This is a genomic window from Microbacterium panaciterrae, from assembly GCF_039541635.1.
Taxonomy (GTDB): domain Bacteria; phylum Actinomycetota; class Actinomycetes; order Actinomycetales; family Microbacteriaceae; genus Microbacterium; species Microbacterium panaciterrae.
The window spans coordinates 75,322-91,445 of sequence record NZ_BAABGP010000022.1 but is presented as its reverse complement, the minus strand read 5'-3'; the positions used below and the strand labels follow the sequence as shown (position 1 = coordinate 91,445).

14 protein-coding genes are annotated in these 16,124 nt (G+C 70.6%); 5 read left to right on the top strand and 9 right to left on the bottom strand.

The window, feature by feature from the left end:
• Positions 1-241: 241 nt before the first annotated feature.
• Together ABD882_RS15590 and ABD882_RS15585 are read right to left on the bottom strand one after the other, a co-directional pair.
• Complete coding sequence (locus tag ABD882_RS15590) at positions 242-1,132, bottom strand: hypothetical protein (RefSeq protein WP_345188299.1); 891 nt, start codon at positions 1,130-1,132, stop codon at positions 242-244.
• Positions 1,133-1,191: 59 nt separating this feature from the next.
• Positions 1,192-2,148, bottom strand: a complete 957-nt coding sequence (locus ABD882_RS15585) for a DMT family transporter (RefSeq protein ID WP_345188298.1) — start codon at positions 2,146-2,148, stop codon at positions 1,192-1,194.
• Between the two features lie 225 nt (positions 2,149-2,373).
• Between ABD882_RS15585 and ABD882_RS15580 the strand changes: the two genes are divergently transcribed.
• Both ABD882_RS15580 and ABD882_RS15575 read left to right on the top strand, forming a co-directional pair.
• Positions 2,374-3,660, top strand: coding sequence for an adenylosuccinate synthase (locus tag ABD882_RS15580; RefSeq protein ID WP_345188297.1), 1,287 nt, complete (start codon positions 2,374-2,376; stop codon positions 3,658-3,660).
• 79 nt (positions 3,661-3,739) lie between these two features.
• On the top strand, positions 3,740-4,867 hold the full coding sequence (locus ABD882_RS15575; protein ID WP_345188296.1) for a lactonase family protein: 1,128 nt from the start codon (positions 3,740-3,742) through the stop codon (positions 4,865-4,867).
• Between the two features lie 155 nt (positions 4,868-5,022).
• On the opposite strand, the gene ABD882_RS15570 is transcribed toward ABD882_RS15575, so the two are convergent.
• From ABD882_RS15570 to ABD882_RS15550, 5 genes are read right to left on the bottom strand one after another with little or no spacing between them, the layout of a single operon-like run.
• Positions 5,023-6,129 (bottom strand): adenosine deaminase family protein, encoded by a 1,107-nt coding sequence (locus tag ABD882_RS15570; protein ID WP_345188295.1) that lies wholly within the window; start codon positions 6,127-6,129, stop codon positions 5,023-5,025.
• The gene (locus ABD882_RS15565) at positions 6,126-7,217 is read right to left on the bottom strand and encodes an extracellular solute-binding protein (protein ID WP_345188294.1); all 1,092 of its coding nucleotides are present in this window, start codon (positions 7,215-7,217) and stop codon (positions 6,126-6,128) included. Before ABD882_RS15565 ends, ABD882_RS15570 begins: the two co-directional genes overlap by 4 nt.
• Before the next feature lie 37 nt (positions 7,218-7,254).
• Positions 7,255-8,250, bottom strand: a complete 996-nt coding sequence (locus ABD882_RS15560; protein WP_345188293.1) for an ABC transporter ATP-binding protein — start codon at positions 8,248-8,250, stop codon at positions 7,255-7,257.
• A complete protein-coding gene (locus tag ABD882_RS15555) occupies positions 8,247-9,044 on the bottom strand; it encodes an ABC transporter permease (protein ID WP_345188292.1) in 798 nt (265 codons plus the stop codon). Before ABD882_RS15555 ends, ABD882_RS15560 begins: the two co-directional genes overlap by 4 nt.
• Complete coding sequence (locus ABD882_RS15550; protein WP_345188291.1) at positions 9,041-9,865, bottom strand: ABC transporter permease; 825 nt, start codon at positions 9,863-9,865, stop codon at positions 9,041-9,043. The genes ABD882_RS15555 and ABD882_RS15550 overlap by 4 nt, the downstream gene beginning before the upstream one ends.
• A gap of 160 nt (positions 9,866-10,025) precedes the next feature.
• Here ABD882_RS15550 and ABD882_RS15545 point away from each other — a divergent pair, with 160 nt between their 5' ends.
• Positions 10,026-11,003, top strand: a complete 978-nt coding sequence (locus ABD882_RS15545; RefSeq protein ID WP_345188290.1) for a LacI family DNA-binding transcriptional regulator — start codon at positions 10,026-10,028, stop codon at positions 11,001-11,003.
• A gap of 42 nt (positions 11,004-11,045) precedes the next feature.
• Here the strand turns inward: ABD882_RS15545 and ABD882_RS15540 are convergent, their stop codons facing one another.
• Positions 11,046-12,137, bottom strand: a complete 1,092-nt coding sequence (locus ABD882_RS15540; RefSeq protein ID WP_345188289.1) for a flavin-containing monooxygenase — start codon at positions 12,135-12,137, stop codon at positions 11,046-11,048.
• A gap of 142 nt (positions 12,138-12,279) precedes the next feature.
• On the bottom strand, positions 12,280-13,890 hold the full coding sequence (locus ABD882_RS15535; protein ID WP_345188288.1) for a LuxR C-terminal-related transcriptional regulator: 1,611 nt from the start codon (positions 13,888-13,890) through the stop codon (positions 12,280-12,282).
• 355 nt (positions 13,891-14,245) lie between these two features.
• Here ABD882_RS15535 and ABD882_RS15530 point away from each other — a divergent pair, with 355 nt between their 5' ends.
• Complete coding sequence (locus ABD882_RS15530) at positions 14,246-15,664, top strand: dihydrolipoyl dehydrogenase family protein (RefSeq protein WP_345188287.1); 1,419 nt, start codon at positions 14,246-14,248, stop codon at positions 15,662-15,664.
• Between the two features lie 125 nt (positions 15,665-15,789).
• Positions 15,790-16,122 carry a DUF427 domain-containing protein gene (locus tag ABD882_RS15525; protein ID WP_345188286.1) on the top strand — a complete coding sequence of 111 codons (333 nt, stop codon included), beginning with the start codon at positions 15,790-15,792 and terminating at the stop codon, positions 16,120-16,122.
• The last annotated feature ends 2 nt before the right edge of the window (positions 16,123-16,124 follow it).

The following is a 16,124-nucleotide window of genomic DNA, read 5'->3' as shown; positions in this document are numbered from 1 at the left end:
TGCCGCGATGGTAAGTCGCGGAAGATATCAGCGGGCTGGCAGAGGCGAGATGCGTCGGCGGACGTGACCGATCTCGATCCCTGACCTCACCGTCGTCGTCGAGTGCACCGGGTGCCGTCGAGTACATGGGGAGATTCACGTCAACAGGCCGTGCGCCCGGCAACAAGCCGTGCACTCGGCGCTGCGGGAGACTGCCCTCGGCGGCTGCGGGCACCGTACCGTGCGCCCTGCGCCAGTCCGCTCAGAGCGCGCTGCGCCGGGCCTGGATCGGAGCGCCAGCGGTGCCGTCGGAGTACGCGACGCGGATCACCGGATCGCCGAGGCCCAGGTCGAGCAGGCCGCCGCCGACGGTGAGCGAGGCGCGGCCGGCCCCGTCGAAGGTAACGGATCCGACCGACGTCGAGTCGTAGCTGACGCTCGCCGTCGACCCCGGCTGGCCGGACAGCGAGAGCGTGTCGCTGCTGAGGATCCGGATCCCGAGGAGACCGATCGTGGAGTGCTGGGTGAGCCCGGTGAAGGCGAGCGGACGCGGGGCGGCGGGGGCCGGAGCAGCGGGTGGGGTGGTCGGGCTGCTCGGGGCGGCCGGGGCAGACGGGCCGCTCGGGGCGGAGGGCGCGTTCGGCGTCGAGGGCGCGCCGGCATCCCCGGGCGCGGGAAGCGTTCCGCCCGTGACCGGCACAGCGGGCGACGAGCCGTTCGGGGCCGTGGGGTCTGCCGGGTGTGGTCCCTCCGGCACGGCCGTGGGAACGACAGGCGTCGGGGTTGCACCGGTCGGCAGGTCGGGCGCGGTCGGCGATCCACCGCCCTCGCCGAGCAGGGCGTTGACGGATCGCGGCGCATCGCCGGAGTCCGACGCGCTGGTGGACAGGTCGTATCCGGCAGCCGGATTTGCTTCCGGCGACCCGTTCCAGACCCCGACGACCGTGGCGACAGCGGCGCCGAGCAGCAGCACGACGGCGATGAGCCCGAGGATCAGGAGTGCCCGGCGCCGGCGAGGAGTGGGAGATCCCGTGCCGCTGTGCGTGACGGGCACGGCGACCGGAAGCACGGCGGGCGTGGGCTGGCGGAGCCGGGCGGAGCGTCGCGATGGCTCGGCACGCATCGCGGCGTCGCGATCCGCGTCCTGGGTCATCCGTGCTCCGTTCGGCGGCGGACGCACTCGCGCGCCTCCCGCTTCACGATATCCGACCGTCAGGCGGGGTCGCCCGGCCGTCGCCACCGGAGCCGCGTGACCAGCACCCCGAGCAGGCAGAGCGCACCGCCGAGCAGCATGAGGGGCGTCGGCACCTCGCCGAGGATCAGCCAGGAGAGCAGGATCGCGATCGCCGGCACGACATACGTGGTCGCCGAGGTCTGACCGGCCGTGCTGCGCTGCAGCACGTAGGCCCAGGTCGTGAACGCGATCGCGGTCGGGAAGACACCGAGGTAGACGACCCACAGCGTGGCTTCGAGCGGAGCCGTCTGCAGTGCGCCGACCAGGCTGCCGGACCATGGCAGCAGCGCGACCGTTCCCGCCGCGGCGCCGAGCCACGTGAGCGTCGTCGCATCGGCCCCGGCACTCAGCAGTCGTTTCTGCAGCAGTGTGCATCCGGCGTACATGACCGCCGCGAGCAGCGCGAGCAGGAGGCCGACGATATCGAAGCCGTTGCCCTTCCCCGAGTTCATGCCGATCAGCACGACCCCACCGAACGCGATCGGGGCACCGATCAGCAGCGGCCGGGGGAAGCCTTCGCGCAGGAACAACCCGCTGAACACGACCACCATGAGCGGGGCGAGGTTCACCACCATCGCAGCCGTCCCCGCGTCGAGCGTGTGCTCGGCGGCATTGAGCGCCAGGTTGTAGACGCAGAACCAGCCCACCCCCCACACGGCGACCTGGAGCCACTGCTCGCGGGCCGGCATGCGGATGCCGCGACGCAGCGCGATGGCGCCGAGGGCGACGGTTCCGACGACCATGCGCAGCAGGGCGAGGGAGCCGGGGTCGAAGTGCGGTCCGGCGCCGCGGATCCCGATGAAGGCCGATGCCCAGAGCAGGACCGTGACCAGTGCCGCGATGAGAGTGAGCGCGCCGGTGCTCTTCGGACGTACCGCGTTCGCCCCATCCGCCCCTGCGGGCTGCATCGATCGTCCCTGTGTCGTGTCCGGCATCCTCCGATCGTCTCAGCAGCCACCGACATCCCACGAGTGCGCCGACCGCCATCGTCCGCGGAAATCCGGCCAGCCGTCCGCTCCGGGCCTCCCCGCAAGGGCGTTCTCCGCAACGGCGTCCGGGCCCTCAGATAGGATGGATCCGCCCGATCGGGCCAGCTCATCTGCCGGTGCAAACCCGGCGAAAGCACGGCGGCTTCCGCCGCATGCAAGGGGGATGCACCCATGCCAGGAATCGTGATCGTCGGCGTCCAGTGGGGCGACGAGGGCAAGGGCAAGGCCACCGACCTGCTCGGTGAGCGCACCGACTGGGTCGTCAAGTTCAACGGCGGCAACAACGCGGGCCACACGGTCGTGGTCGGCGACGAGAAGTATGCGCTGCACCTGCTCCCCTCCGGCATCCTCTCGCCGGGCGTCACCCCGGTGATCGGCAACGGCGTCGTGATCGACCTCGAGGTCCTGTTCCACGAGCTCGAGGCCCTCGCTTCCCGCGGCATCGACGTCTCGCGCCTCAAGGTGAGCGCGAACGCGCACATCATCACCCAGTACCACCGCACGCTCGACAAGGTCACCGAGCGCTTCCTCGGCAAGCGCATGATCGGCACCACCGGCCGCGGCATCGGCCCGGCCTACGCCGACAAGATCAACCGGGTGGGGATCCGCGTGCAGGATCTGTTCGACGAGAACATCCTGCGTCAGAAGGTCGAGGGAGCCCTCGACCAGAAGAACCACCTGCTCGTGAAGGTGTTCAACCGCCGCGCGATCACCTGCGATGAGATCGTCGACGATCTGCTCGCGTACGCCGAGCGGCTGCGCCCGATGGTCGCCGACACCGGGCACCTGCTCGACGAGGCGCTCGGCCGCGGCGAGGTCGTCGTGTTCGAGGGCGGTCAGGCGACCATGCTCGACGTCGACCACGGCACCTACCCGTTCGTGACGTCCTCCTCGGCGACCGCGGGCGGCGCCGCGACCGGTTCCGGCGTCGGGCCCGGGCGTCTGGACCGCATCGTCGGCATCGTGAAGGCGTACACGACCCGGGTCGGATCGGGCCCGTTCCCCACCGAGCTCTTCGACGAGCAGGGCGACTGGCTGCGCGCGCGCGGCTTCGAGTTCGGCACCACCACCGGGCGTCCGCGCCGGGTGGGCTGGTACGACGCTCCGATCACCCGGTACGCGACCCGAGTGAACGGCATCACCGACCTCGTGCTCACCAAGCTCGACATCCTCGACGGGCTGGAGCAGATCCCGGTGTGCGTCGCCTACGACGTCGACGGCGTGCGCTTCGACGACGTGCCGGTGAACCAGAGCGACTTCCACCACGCGAAGCCGATCCTGGAGTACTTCCCCGGGTGGAGCGAGGACATCTCCTCCGCGCGCCGCTTCGAGGATCTGCCGAAGAACGCGCAGGACTACGTGCTCGCGCTGGAGAAGATGAGCGGCACCCGCATCTCGGTGATCGGCGTCGGTCCGGAGCGCGACCAGGTCGTCGTGCGGCACGACCTCGTGGACTGACGACCACCCGCCACGGACGAACACCGGCCGCGGGGGACGACCACCCGCTACTGACGTGCACTCGCGAGAGGAGGATCCGATGACGCGATTCTGGATCGGCGGCTACGGCCCCGAGATGAACGGCGCGGCCGACGGGATCGGGCTGCTCGCGGTGGACGAGGGGCATGGGCCGACGACCCTCGCCTACCGCGGTGCGGTGACGCCCGTCTCCTCGCCGTCGTGGCTCGCGCAGCATCCGAAGCTCGACGTCGTGTACGCGGCGCTGGAGGGATCCGGCGAGGTCGCGGCCTTCGTGCGCTCCGGCGAAAGCGCGCTGCGTCCGCTCGGACGTCCGGTCGCCGCCGGCCAGTACGTGTGCCACCTCGCGGTCGCGCCCGATGGCCGCTTCCTCGTCGCCAGCTGTTACGGCGATGGGCGGGTGGTGCGGATCGGGCTGGGCGCGGACGGCGGGCTGGTTCCCGATGCGCGCGACAAGGCGGCAGAGCTGCGTGCCGCGCTGTTCGGCGACGAAGCGGAGGACGATGCGAGCCTCGAGGCCGCGGACCCGCACGCCGCCGTCGATCCCTACGCCTCGGATCCGCACAGCCTGGATCCGAACGGCGACCCCCGGGTCTCGCACGCGCATGCCGCCGGGTTCCTGCCCGACGGGCGGATCGCCACGACCGACCTCGGCTACGACCTGGTGCGGATCTGGCGTCCTGCTGCATCGGGGCTGACGCTCGACCACGAGGTGGTGCTCCCGCGCGGAGCCGGCCCGCGGCACATGGTCGTACATCCCAGCGGGCACCTGCACGTCGTCACCGAGTACTCGTGCGAGTTGTTCACCCTGGCCGCCGATCGCGAGGGCCGGTGGGGGCTCGTGGCCGGCACTCCCGTGTCGGCGATCGCGACACCAGGGCACGACTATCCGGCCGAGGTCAGCCGATCCCGCGACGGCGAGACCCTGTACGCCGGGGTGCGGGGCAGCAACACGATCGCCGCGTTGCGCGTGCGCGGATCCGGGGAGGTCGTCGATCCCCTCGCGCTCACCGACGCCGGCGTCGGCTGGCCCCGCCACCACCTCCTGCACGACGGAGCGCTGCTCGTCGCCGGCCAGCGCTCCGACGAGATCAGCGTGCTCGATCTCGACGAGCGCACCGGCGTCCCGGGCCGTGTTCGGCACCGCGCCCTTGCGCCCGCACCGACGCACCTGCTGCTCGCGCGCTGAGGCCGGCCGCCCACCTGCGGCCCCGGGGTCGGGCCGCTTCCACCGCCGCGGCTCGCCGGGTGGATCCGACACGAACGCCCGGGGCAGGATGGCGCCTGCTCCGGGCGTTGGTGATTGCCGGCGGCCCTGAAGGGGGCATCAGGGCCGCCGCCGGCTCACACGCCGGCTCTGTCCAGCTCAGCCAGCGACTCCTCGACCTCGGCACGCAGGGCGCCTCGCTCGGCGTCGGGCAACCAGGATGCGTCTACGGCGCGCAGAGCCATGCGGCTCAGCTGCTCGCGGGACGCGCCGATCTGCTCGTTGAGGATGGTGTACTCGTTCGCGAGGGTCGTCGGGAACATCCCGGGGTCATCCGAGCAGGGGATGACGTTCAGCCCCTCGTCGAGCATCGCCCGGATCGACGCGCGTCGCCACGACCGCCAGGAGCGGCGCGACGTGGTGGAGCCGACCGTGAACGCGACGCGATCATCCCGGACGCGCGCGACGACCTCCGGATCCTCCAGCACGTAATAGCCGTGATCGATACGATCACAGCCCAGCAGATCGAGGCAGGTGATCGTGTTCTGTGCACTCGGAGCGTGCTCCGAGGAGTGCGCAGTGCGCTTCAGCCCCGCCTCGCCGGCCAGCCTGTAGGCATCCGCGAACCGCTCCGGCGGGCCGACCGTCTCCAGGTTGTCGAGGCCGATCCCGGCGACGTACTCGTTCGGGTTGGCAACCATTTCTCGCACCCGCTCGAGCGCCTCTTCGCCGCTCTTGGAGCGGTCGATGCCCTTGATCAGACGGCCGGACATCCCGAAATCGCGCTCCGCCATGCGGATGCCCTCGGCATAGGCCGCCACGCTGCCGGCGTAGCCGAGCGAGGCGAGATGCTCGGGCACATCGTCGAAGAACAGCTCGAGGTGACGCACACCGCTCAGGCGGTGTGCGTCCTCGAACGCTTCGTAGACGATGCGAGTGAGGTCGTCCGCTTCGCGCAGCGCCTCGATCACCCACGCGGATGCCTGGAAGAGCGAATAGGAGACCTCCGGTTCATCCGGCGATCGCTCCTGCGGCACCGGGATCACCGTATCGCGATACAGGGAGGGATCCGGCGGCAGGGAGTTGATGTCCGCGAAGATCCGCTCAGGGTCGTCCGGCAGCTCCAGATGCGCGCGCCGCGCGAGGTCCGCGAACGTCGTCGCACGCACGGTGCCGATGAGGTGACAGTGCAGTTCGACCTTGGGAAGCTTCCGGATCCACTCGTCCGAGACGGCGGGCGTCACTTGGACGTCACCTCGCGGGCGAAGCGGTCGACCCAATCGCTGCGGGTGGGGACGAGCTTGGCCGGGTCGAGCGTCTTGTACCCGGCTGCCACCGGATCCTTGGCGATGTCGCCGACGACGGCCGTGGCGTCCGCCGGGATCTCCGCGGACGGGTTCACGGGCAGGTCGCCCACGATCTTGGCCGACGCGGTCTGAGCCTCGGTGCTCAGCAGGTAGTCGATGAACTTGTACGCGGCGTCGGTGTGCGCGGCGCCCTTGGGGATCATCGCACGGTTGGTCGCCATGTAGGCGCCCTTCGCCGGCGCGGTCCAGGCGATCGGCTGACCGGACGCGATCAGCTTCGTGGCGAAGCCGTTCAGCGTGTCGGCGGCGACGATCTCCTTCTGAGTGATCAGGTTCGTGACCTCGGTCGACGAGCTGTAGAACTGCAGGATGTTCGGCGCCCAGCCGTGCATCGTCTTGAATGCGGTGTCGACGTCGTACGGGCCCTTGCCGTACGCGGTGCCGACCCCGCTGATGGTGAGCTGACCGGCCGTCACGGCGATGTCGGGCAGCGCGAGCTTGCCGGCGTAGGCCGCGTCGCCGTACAGACCCCAGTCTGCGGCCTGCTTCTTGTCGAGCACGTCGGTGCGGTACATGGTGCCGTTGAGCTGGTAGCTGTAGGCGGGGCCGTCGTACGCCTTCTCCTTTGCGAAGTCGGCGATCTTGCCGAGCCCAGGGATCTTGGACGCGTCGACCTTCTGGAACAGGTCGTCCTTCTGGCCGAGGGCGGCATAGAAGTCGCTGATCAGCATGACGTCGACGCCCGGATCGACGCCGCCGGCGAGCTGGAGCTTGGAGATGCGGTCGGCGTTCGCGCCGGTATCGATCTCGACCTTGATTCCCGTCTTCTTGGTGAACGGATCGAGGATGGCCTGCTTGAGCTGGTCGGATCCGAACGAGAAGGTGCTGAGGACGAGCGTCTTCGAGGCCGTGGTCGGCTCGGAGGAGGCCGCGGGGGCCCCGGACGAGCTGCAGCCGGCGAGGGCCAGGGCGGATGCCGCGACGGCGGCGATGGTCGCGACCGTGCGGAGGTGAGGCGTGGTCATGGACGTTCCTTTCGGGGAGGATTAGGGAGGGAGGAGGTCAGTCGGTGAGGGCGATGAGGTGCCTGGGCCGGGCCGTGACGGTGACGGCCTGCCCCGGGGTGAGGCGGGGTGCCTCCTCCGCTCGCACGTGCGAGCGGAGGAGGATCGCCTCGGATCCGTCGGGCACCTCGACGGTGGTGAGGATGTCGACGCCGCGATAGGCGATGTCGCGTACGGTGCCGGGCAGCGCGAGCCCTTCGGCGGCGGACGTCTCTCCTGGCACGAGGACCACGTGCTCAGGGCGGACCGTGACGAGGCCGTCCGCGGTCGACACGAAGTTCTCGTAGCCGAGGAAGTCGGCGACGAAGCGGTTCGCCGGGGCGCTGAACACGTCGGCGGGTGCCCCCTGCTGCATTATCCTGCCAGCGCGCATCAGCACCATCTCGTCGCTCATCTCGAGCGCCTCGTCCTGGTCGTGAGTGACGAGCACGACGGTGAGCCCGGTCTCGTGCTGGATGCGGCGGATCTCCGCGCGCATTTGCACGCGCAGGCGCGCATCGAGGTTGGACAGCGGTTCGTCCAGCAGCAGCAGCTTCGGGCGGATCGCGATCGCGCGGGCCAGGGCGACGCGCTGCTGCTGGCCGCCGGAGAGCGCGCGCGGCTTGCGAGCGGCGAGGTGGCCGAGGCCGACGAGCTGGAGGCTCTCGGCGACCCGGGCGTCGCGCTCTTTGCGGCCCGTGCCGCGCAGCTTGAGGCCGTAGGCGACGTTCTCCGCGACGGTCATGTGCGGGAACAGCGCGTACGACTGGAACACCATGCCGAGTCCGCGCTTCTCCGGCGGCATACGGGTGGCGTCGACGCCGTCGATGAGGATGCGTCCGCTGGTCGGCCGGGTGTAGCCGGCCAGCATCCGCAGCGACGTCGTCTTGCCGCATCCGGACGGGCCCAGCAGCGTGGTCAGCTTGCCGGCCGGGATGGTGAGGTCGATGTCGTCGACGGCCGTGAAGTCGCCGAAGACCTGGGTGACGGATTCGAACTGCGCTGCGGCGTTCACTTGTTGATGCCTCCGAAGATCTTGGCGAAGCCCACGGTCTTCTCGGCCAGGATGGCGATGACGACCGTGACGGCGAGGATGAGGGTGGATGCCGCGGCGACCATGGGGTCGTAGCTCTGCTGCACGTAGTCGAGCATCGTGACGGGCAGCGTCCGGGTCGTCCGGCTCTGCAGCAGGAGCGACAGCGGCACATTGTTGAACGAGGTGATGAAACTCAGCAGCGCGGCCGAGAAGATCCCCGGACGAAGGATCGGCAGCGTGATCGTCCAGAACGTCCGCCAGGGCGACGCGCCGAGGCCGCGCGCAGCCTCCTCGAGGAACGGATCCGCGCCGGCGACCGCCGCGCCCGTCACGCGCACCGCGTAGGGCAGCAGCAGAGCGGTGTGCCCGATGAGCAGGACGAACCAGTTGTCGATCCGGAACGCGACGATGAGCTGCTGGAACAGCGCGAGGCCGACGACCAGCTCGGGCACGATCAGGGGCGAGAGGAAGAGGCCCTCCACGATCCCCTTGCCGGGCAGCTTCCCTCGGTGGATCGCGAGCGTCGCCGGCACGCCGACCAGCAGGGCCAGAAAGGTGGCGAGCAGGCCGATCTCCAGGCTGGTCAGCAGCGCGCCGACGAACGGCTGGTAGGCGATCGCGGCGCCGAACCAGCGCAACGAGAACCCGTGCGGCGGGAACTGCAGGGTGGGCCGGTCGGTGAACGCCACGGCGACGACGAACAGGATCGGGACGATCATGACGATGTAGCCGGCAACGGCGAACGCCGTCGCGACGGGGCGTGAGGTCTTCACGAGGTTGCTCCCTTCCGGCCGATGATCGAGGCCACGGCCGAGACGGCGAACACGAGCACGGTCATGATCAGGGCCGTCGCGCTCGCGCCCGCCCAGTCGATGGTCACGCTGGCGTAGTTGAACAGCTGCGTCGAGAGCACGCGGTTGGCGGATCCGCCAAGCAGGTACGGGGTGGTGTAGGCGGTGACGGATCCGGCGAAGACGAGCGTCGACGCGACCACGAGCCCGGGTAGCGACAGCGGCAGTACGACGTCCCAGAAGGTGCGGGTGCGCGAGGCGCCGAGGCCGCGCGCCGCGTCGTCGAGGCCGGCGTCGACCTGCGACACCGCGGAGTAGCAGGTGATGATCGCGAGGGGGAGGAACAGCTGCGTGAGGCCGAGCACGATCGCGAGCGGCGTGTACAGCAGCTGTGGCGCCTTGTCGATGATGCCGAGTCCGGTGAGCAACTGGCCGAGCGCGCCGTTCGAGCCCAGCACGACCAGCCACCCGAAGGTGCGCACGACGTTGCTCAGCAGCAGCGGGAAGATCGCCAATGCGAGCAGCACCCCCGACCACTTCGACGTCGAGCGTGCGAGGAGGTAGGCGATCGGGAAGCCCAGCACCACGCAGACCACGGTGACGACCAGCGCCAGCAGGACGGTGCGCCCGATGATCGCGAGGTCGTACGGATCCGTCAGCATCTTCCCCACGCGGACGAAGATGTCGAGGGTCTTGGTGCGCGGCGGTGCGAACAGCATCGCGAGCGAGGGGATCAGGAACCCGACGAGCAGGAATGCGAGCCCCGGCAGCAACAGCAGTGTCGGTGTCAGTCTGCTCCGCATCGAATCTCCTTTGATCGGTTTGAAGTACTGTAACCGGTTACATTCGATTGCGCAACGAAGAGGGTCAATGATTTCAGACAGGCATGCGCGATTTGTCGGTGCTTCAGTAACCGGTTGCAGGAAGTCGGTCAGTAAGCTTGCCGAAGGACAAGGAGCACTCATGGCCACGATCGCGGATGTGGCGCGACTCGCCGGCGTGTCGAAGGCGACGGCATCGCGCACCTTCACGCGCCCCGAGGTCGTGACGGCCGAGACGGCCAAGCGGGTTCGCGCAGCCGCAGAGAAACTCGGCTTCGTCGTCAACAACGCTGCGAGACTGCTCGCGGGCGGCCGCAGCGGGATCCTCGCCCTGGTCGTGCCGACGCTCGACAACAGCTTCTTCGCGCCCATCATCGCCGGGGCTCAGATCCGGGCGGATGCGGAAGGCTACCAGCTCACGGTCGTGGTTCACCCGCTCGAGTCGGCGTCCGAGATCCCCGCGTTCGAGCGACTGAGGCGTCAGGTCGACGGGCTTGTCGTGCTTGCGCCGCGAGGGTCGGATGAGTTCATCCGCGCCGCCCTGGGCGAGACGCCCGCCGTCCTCGTGGACCGCGAGATCGACGGGATCCCGTCGGTGATCGCCGACTCGGCGTCGGCATTCGGCGCGCTCGTCGCGAGCCTCATCGCGGGCGGGCACCGTCGCATCGCCTATCTGGGCGGGCCCGCGGGATCCTGGCAGGACGGGCAGCGCACCGCCGCTGCCCGTGCGGCGGCGACCGGGACCGACGCACACATCACGGTGCACGGCCCCTACGATTCGACGTTCGCCGCCGGCATCGACGCGTCGGCGTCGGTGCGCGACGGCGCTCCCACCGCGGTGGTGCCGTACGCCACGGCTCTCGGACTGGGGGTGCAGTTCGCCTATCTGTCGGCGGGGGAGCAGCCCCCGCTGGTCAGCTCCGAGCGCGCGATCGTGCGTGCGCTCGGCAAGGAGGACACCCCGGCGATCGACGCCGACGGGCACGAGCTCGGCCGCACCGCCGCTGAGATGCTCATCGATCGGATCGGCGCACCGGACGCGCCCGCGGCCAGAGTGCGCCTGGATGTCGTGCTCGATCTCGGCCGGACGCTCTCGTCCACCCCGTCTTCGCGGATCTGACGCAGTGGCGCCGGCAGTCCCGCGTCCCGTGCGGACCCGGGCTCACGCCGCCCGCAGCACCGGGGAAGGCTGCAGCAGCCGCTCGACCACGTACTCTGCGTCGCGGCCCATGCCCATCAGGGTCGGCGAGGCGATCGAATACTGGAACGGCAACCCCATGAACGCGAGCCCTGGCACGACCATGGACATGCCGCGTTCGTGCCGGACCCCGTCCCCGTCCGCGAACCCGGGGATGTCGATCCAGTCCAGGATCGGCCGGGATCCCGTGCACCACACGATCGTCGCCGGATCCAGCCATTCGCCGCCCTCGAGGATCGGGCGACCGTCGTCGACCGCAGTGACTCTTCCGACCTCGCGGATCCCAGCCCTGCGCAGATCCGACATGTGGTTGCGCACGAGGTTCACGCCGTGCCCGCGCCGCTCCTCCCACGCGCGACGCCCCTTCTCGGTGTCGCTGGTGGCGTTGCGGAGCCTGCGGATGAAGATCTCGCTGATCAGGTTGCCGATCGGGGTGTCGATGTGGCCGGGGACCTGCCCGGGATTGCGTCCCGCGATGATCGTCTCATGTCCGGCGGCCGCCGCCTCGAGCGCGATGTCGGTGCCCGAGTTCGCGGCGCCGACGACGAGCACCGGTCCCTCCGCGAGGTCCTCGGGGCCGTGATAGTCGAGCGAATGCAGCTGCCGGATCGAGGGATCCGCCGCGGCCGCGAACGGAGGCACGATCGGGCGGTGGTGCACACCGGTGGCTACGACCACGCGCTCCGCGACGACCTCCTCCCCGGTGTCGAGCGCGACTCCGAACAGCCCGTCGTCACCGACGTGCAGGCGCTGCACGCGCGTGGCCGTGCGCACCGGGATCTCGAAGGTCTCGGCATACCGTTCCAGATAGTCGGCGAGCTGCGCGGCGGTGGGGTAGTCGAACATGCCGATGCCGAGTCGCAGGCCGGGCAGCTCGGCCCAGCGCCGAGGGGTGAACAGGCGCAGCGAACGGTAGCGCTCCCGCCAGCTGTCCCCGATGCGGGCGTGCGCGTCGAAGACCTGGATCCTCGCGCCACGATCCAGGGCGCGCCGGGCGGCGTGCAGTCCTGCGGCCCCCGCGCCGATGATCGCCAGGTCGAGTGTCGTGGTGGACATGGTCGCCTCCTTCTCAGGCTTTCCCGCACGATATGGCGGGTCACGGGGGCGCGGCATCGGCAGAAATGACCATTCCCGGGGCGAAGTCCGGATCCCGGTCGGGGTCCGCAGAAACAGCCCCCCCGGACGGATACGGCTGGGCTCAGGCCGCGGCGACGAGGCCGTGCGCGTACGCGTAGGCGGTCGCGGCGGATCTCGACGGCACCTCGAGCTTGCTCAGGATGCTGCCCACATGGCGGGCGACGGTCCGATCGCTGAGGAACAGGTGCTCGGCGATGCGCCGGTTCGACCAGCCCCGGGCAACGAGCTCGAGCACCTCGCGCTCGCGGCGGCTGAGGCCCGGATCCGCGGGCGTCGGCGGCGAGGTCACCGCGAGCCGTTCCAGTCGGACGAGGTCGGGCACCGCGCCGAGAGGTTCCAGCACCGCGCGGGCGGCGTCGAACTCGAGCTGCGCACCCTCCTCATCGCCGGCCGCACGGGCGGCGGATCCGATCGCCACGCGCACCAGCGCCGCCGCGTGGGGAGCGTCGAGGTGGCGCCAGTCCAGCCATGCGGCGCGCAGCAGTGTCTGAGCCTCGGCGGCCTTCCCCTCCCTCAGTGCGACCGCGCCCCGCGCCTGGGCGGCGAGGGCGCGCATCGACAGGGTGTTGAAGACCGCCGCGCACGCGCCGAGCTCCTCGACCGCGATCCGGGCGGCGGGGATACGTCCGCGATCCAACGCGACGAGCACCGCCGCGGCGAGCACCTCCGCGCGCTCGGCGGGACCGAGCACGCTCGCCCTGGCCCGCTCGAGGCCGCTCCAGGCCGTGTCGAGCTCGCCGGCGTCGCGGTGCAGCAGTGCGAGGCCTGGCTGGATCTGGGTTCCGAGCGCGGCGGCCCGGCGGAACGCGTCGCGCGCCTGCGCCGCCCGGCCGGCGACGCGATGCAGTTCCGCGGCCCGATACCACGCATTGCCGAGCGTCTCCGGGCGCTTCTCCGTGCGGCAGACCTGCTCCGCGGCCTTCGCCGCCGCACTCCATTCGCCGCCGAGCTGCATCACCGTCGCCCGGTGCAGGGTGCACTCGCCCCGGAACGGCTCCAGGCCCCGCTGCGTGTCGCACCAGTCGCCGAGATCACGCGTCCACACCCGCGCCCGCTCCAGATCACCGCGCGCGAGAAGGCTCGCCACCACGGCGCAGAACGCGGGCCCGGCCGCCCGGTCGCTCACCCGCCCGGAGCCGATCAGGAGCATGACCCGATCCAGGCAGTCGAAGCCCTCCTCCGCCTGACCGAGCTGCACGAGGGCTCTGCCCAGGCCCATCGTGGCGAGCGCGTCGAGGTCGCCGTCCGCCACGGCGACGGCCAACTCGGCCGCCCGGCGATACAGCGGAGCGGATCCTGCGACGTCACCCTGGGCGAACCGGGCGACCGCAAGGCACAGCTCCTGGAACGCATCCGTGCGCGGATCCGCATCCGCGCGGGCGCACAGCTCGAGCAGCCGGCCCATCCAGGTGCGGGCGAGCACCGGCTCCCCGTGTTCATGGTGCGTGAAGCTCAGCCAGAACACGCACCGTACGGCCGCCGCGAGGTCACCCGCATCGAGGAACGCCAGGTGTGCGCGCTCCCAGGCGCGGGCGCTGACCTCGTCGCGGCCGGTGAACCACGCCGCCTGCCCGAGGTCCTCGAGCTCGGCCGCCCCGAGGAGCGCTTCGCGCGCGACGAGCCGATCGAATCGCCCGGTCCAATCCATCACGGGCGTGCCCCGGATCGCCATGCGCACAGTATGTTCCCGAGTCGGGCGGGCGACAAGGGTGGGAGGGGGATCCGGGGGTGGTCCCGTGCGGTTCGCCGGGATGACGCGCGCGCCCGCCCCGCTGGCCCCGCAACTCTGCAGGACGTATGCAACTCTGCAGGATGAACAGCGCCGAAATGTCCGACAGAGTTGCAAACGTCCTGGATCCTTCGGGGGCGGACGGACTCGCTCGCCGGATCCCTCCGGCCCGCCCCGCCCCATTTCTGACGATTCCGTAGGAATTCGTGCCCTGCGGCGCGCGTTCTGGCATCGTGAACCGAACGTCCTCGGCGGTAACCGGCCGAGCGGCCGAGTATCACGGGATGACGGAGGCGGCATGACCGACGAATACGACCTGATCGTCCTGGGCGCGGGTCCGGTCGGCGAAAACGTGGCCGACCGGGCGGTGCAGGGCGGACTCACCGCGGTGATCGTGGAGAGCGAGCTCGTCGGCGGCGAGTGCTCGTACTGGGCGTGCATGCCGTCGAAGGCGCTGCTGCGCTCGCCGCAGGCGCTGCGGGCGGCGCAGCACGTCGGGGGAGCCGCCGAAGCCGTGACCGGCGACCTCGACGTGCGAGCCACGCTGGATCGCCGTGACTCGTTCACCAGTCACTGGAAGGACGACAGCCAGGTCGCCTGGCTCGATTCCGCCGGCATCGACCTCGTTCGCGGCCACGGCCGTCTGAGCGGCGAACGGCAGGTCACGGTCGCCGGATCCGACGGGGCCGAGCGGGTGCTCACCGCACGGCACGCGGTCGCGATCAGCACCGGATCCGACGCCGCGGTCCCGCCGATTCCGGGCCTCCGCGAAGCGAACCCGTGGACCAGCCGCGAGGCCACGAGCGCGGAGGAGATCCCCGCCTCTCTCGTCGTGATCGGCGGCGGCGTGGTCGCCGCCGAGATGGCCACCGCCTATGCGTCGCTCGGCGCGACGGTCACCGTGCTGGCCCGCGGCGGACTGCTCGGATCCGTCGAGCCGTTCGCCGGCGAGCTGGTCGCGGAGGGCCTGCGCGCACTCGGCGTCGACGTGCGCACCGGCGTCGCGACGCTCTCGGTCGTGCGTGACACCGACGGGGTGACGGTCACCACGGACGGCGGCGAGGTGCGTGCCGCGGAGATCCTCGTCGCGACCGGGCGCACGCCCCGCAGCCGCGCCATCGGGCTCGAGGTCGTCGGGCTCGAACCCGGCCGCTCGATCAACACCGACGACACCCTGCGCGTGCTCGGATCCGACTGGCTGTACGCGGTCGGCGACGTGAACGGCCGCGTGCTGCTCACCCACCAGGGCAAGTATCAGGCGCGCGCGGCGGGCGACGTGATCGCGGCGCGGGCGCGGGATGAGGCCGTACACGACGGCCCGTGGGGACGGCACGCGGCGACGGCGGATCGGGCGGCCGTGCCGCAGGTGGTGTTCTCCGAGCCGGAGGTCGCCGCGGTCGGTGTCACCGAGGCCGCCGCGCGGGATGCGGGGCACCGGGTGCGCGCGGTGGACGTGGAGTTCTCCTCGGTCGCGGGAGCCTCGCTGCACGCCGACGGCTACCGTGGAATGGCGCGGATGGTCGTCGACGAGGATCGCCAGGTGCTGCTCGGCGTGACCTTCGTGGGGCCGGATGTGGCTGAGCTGATCCACGCCGCAACGATCGCGGTGGCAGGCGAAGTGCCGCTCTCCCGCCTCTGGCACGCGGTGCCGTCCTACCCCACGATGAGCGAGATCTGGCTGCGCCTGCTCGAGGCGTACGGGCGCGGATCTGCGTGAGATCCGGGACGGATCCGTCGCCGTCGGGAATCCGGAACGCAGGATCCCTGTTCCCGATGTCGGAGGGTCCGCGTACTGTCGAAACGGCGCAAGCCGTAGCAAGACACCCTGAGGAGGGTCGACGCATGCAAGCCGTATACGAAGGAACCGTCATCGCCAACGCCGAGGACGCCGATGTCGTGCTCATCGAGGGCAACCGGTACTTCCCGCCGACCTCGATCACGGAGGGCGCGCTGCAGGAGAGTCCGACGCCCTACACGTGCCCGTGGAAGGGCGAATGCCAGTACTACTCGATCCGCGTGAACGATCAGGTCACGAAGGATCTCGCCTGGGCGTACCTGCACCCGTACCCCACGGCGATCGAGCGCGTCGGCGCGGACTTCTCCGGCTATGTCGCGTTCGATCCGACCGTGACCATCCGCGAGGGTGTCGTGCCGCGGGAGGGATCCCTGCCCTGAGG

Coding starts and splice junctions, on each gene's coding strand:
- ABD882_RS15590 (WP_345188299.1), bottom strand. CDS start 1,132: ATGACCCAGGACGCGGATCGCGACGCCGCGATGCGTGCCGAGCCATCG.
- ABD882_RS15585 (WP_345188298.1), bottom strand. CDS start 2,148: ATGCCGGACACGACACAGGGACGATCGATGCAGCCCGCAGGGGCGGAT.
- ABD882_RS15580 (WP_345188297.1), top strand. CDS start 2,374: ATGCCAGGAATCGTGATCGTCGGCGTCCAGTGGGGCGACGAGGGCAAG.
- ABD882_RS15575 (WP_345188296.1), top strand. CDS start 3,740: ATGACGCGATTCTGGATCGGCGGCTACGGCCCCGAGATGAACGGCGCG.
- ABD882_RS15565 (WP_345188294.1), bottom strand. CDS start 7,217: ATGACCACGCCTCACCTCCGCACGGTCGCGACCATCGCCGCCGTCGCG.
- ABD882_RS15550 (WP_345188291.1), bottom strand. CDS start 9,865: ATGCGGAGCAGACTGACACCGACACTGCTGTTGCTGCCGGGGCTCGCA.
- ABD882_RS15545 (WP_345188290.1), top strand. CDS start 10,026: ATGGCCACGATCGCGGATGTGGCGCGACTCGCCGGCGTGTCGAAGGCG.
- ABD882_RS15540 (WP_345188289.1), bottom strand. CDS start 12,137: ATGTCCACCACGACACTCGACCTGGCGATCATCGGCGCGGGGGCCGCA.
- ABD882_RS15535 (WP_345188288.1), bottom strand. CDS start 13,890: ATGGCGATCCGGGGCACGCCCGTGATGGATTGGACCGGGCGATTCGAT.
- ABD882_RS15530 (WP_345188287.1), top strand. CDS start 14,246: ATGACCGACGAATACGACCTGATCGTCCTGGGCGCGGGTCCGGTCGGC.
- ABD882_RS15525 (WP_345188286.1), top strand. CDS start 15,790: ATGCAAGCCGTATACGAAGGAACCGTCATCGCCAACGCCGAGGACGCC.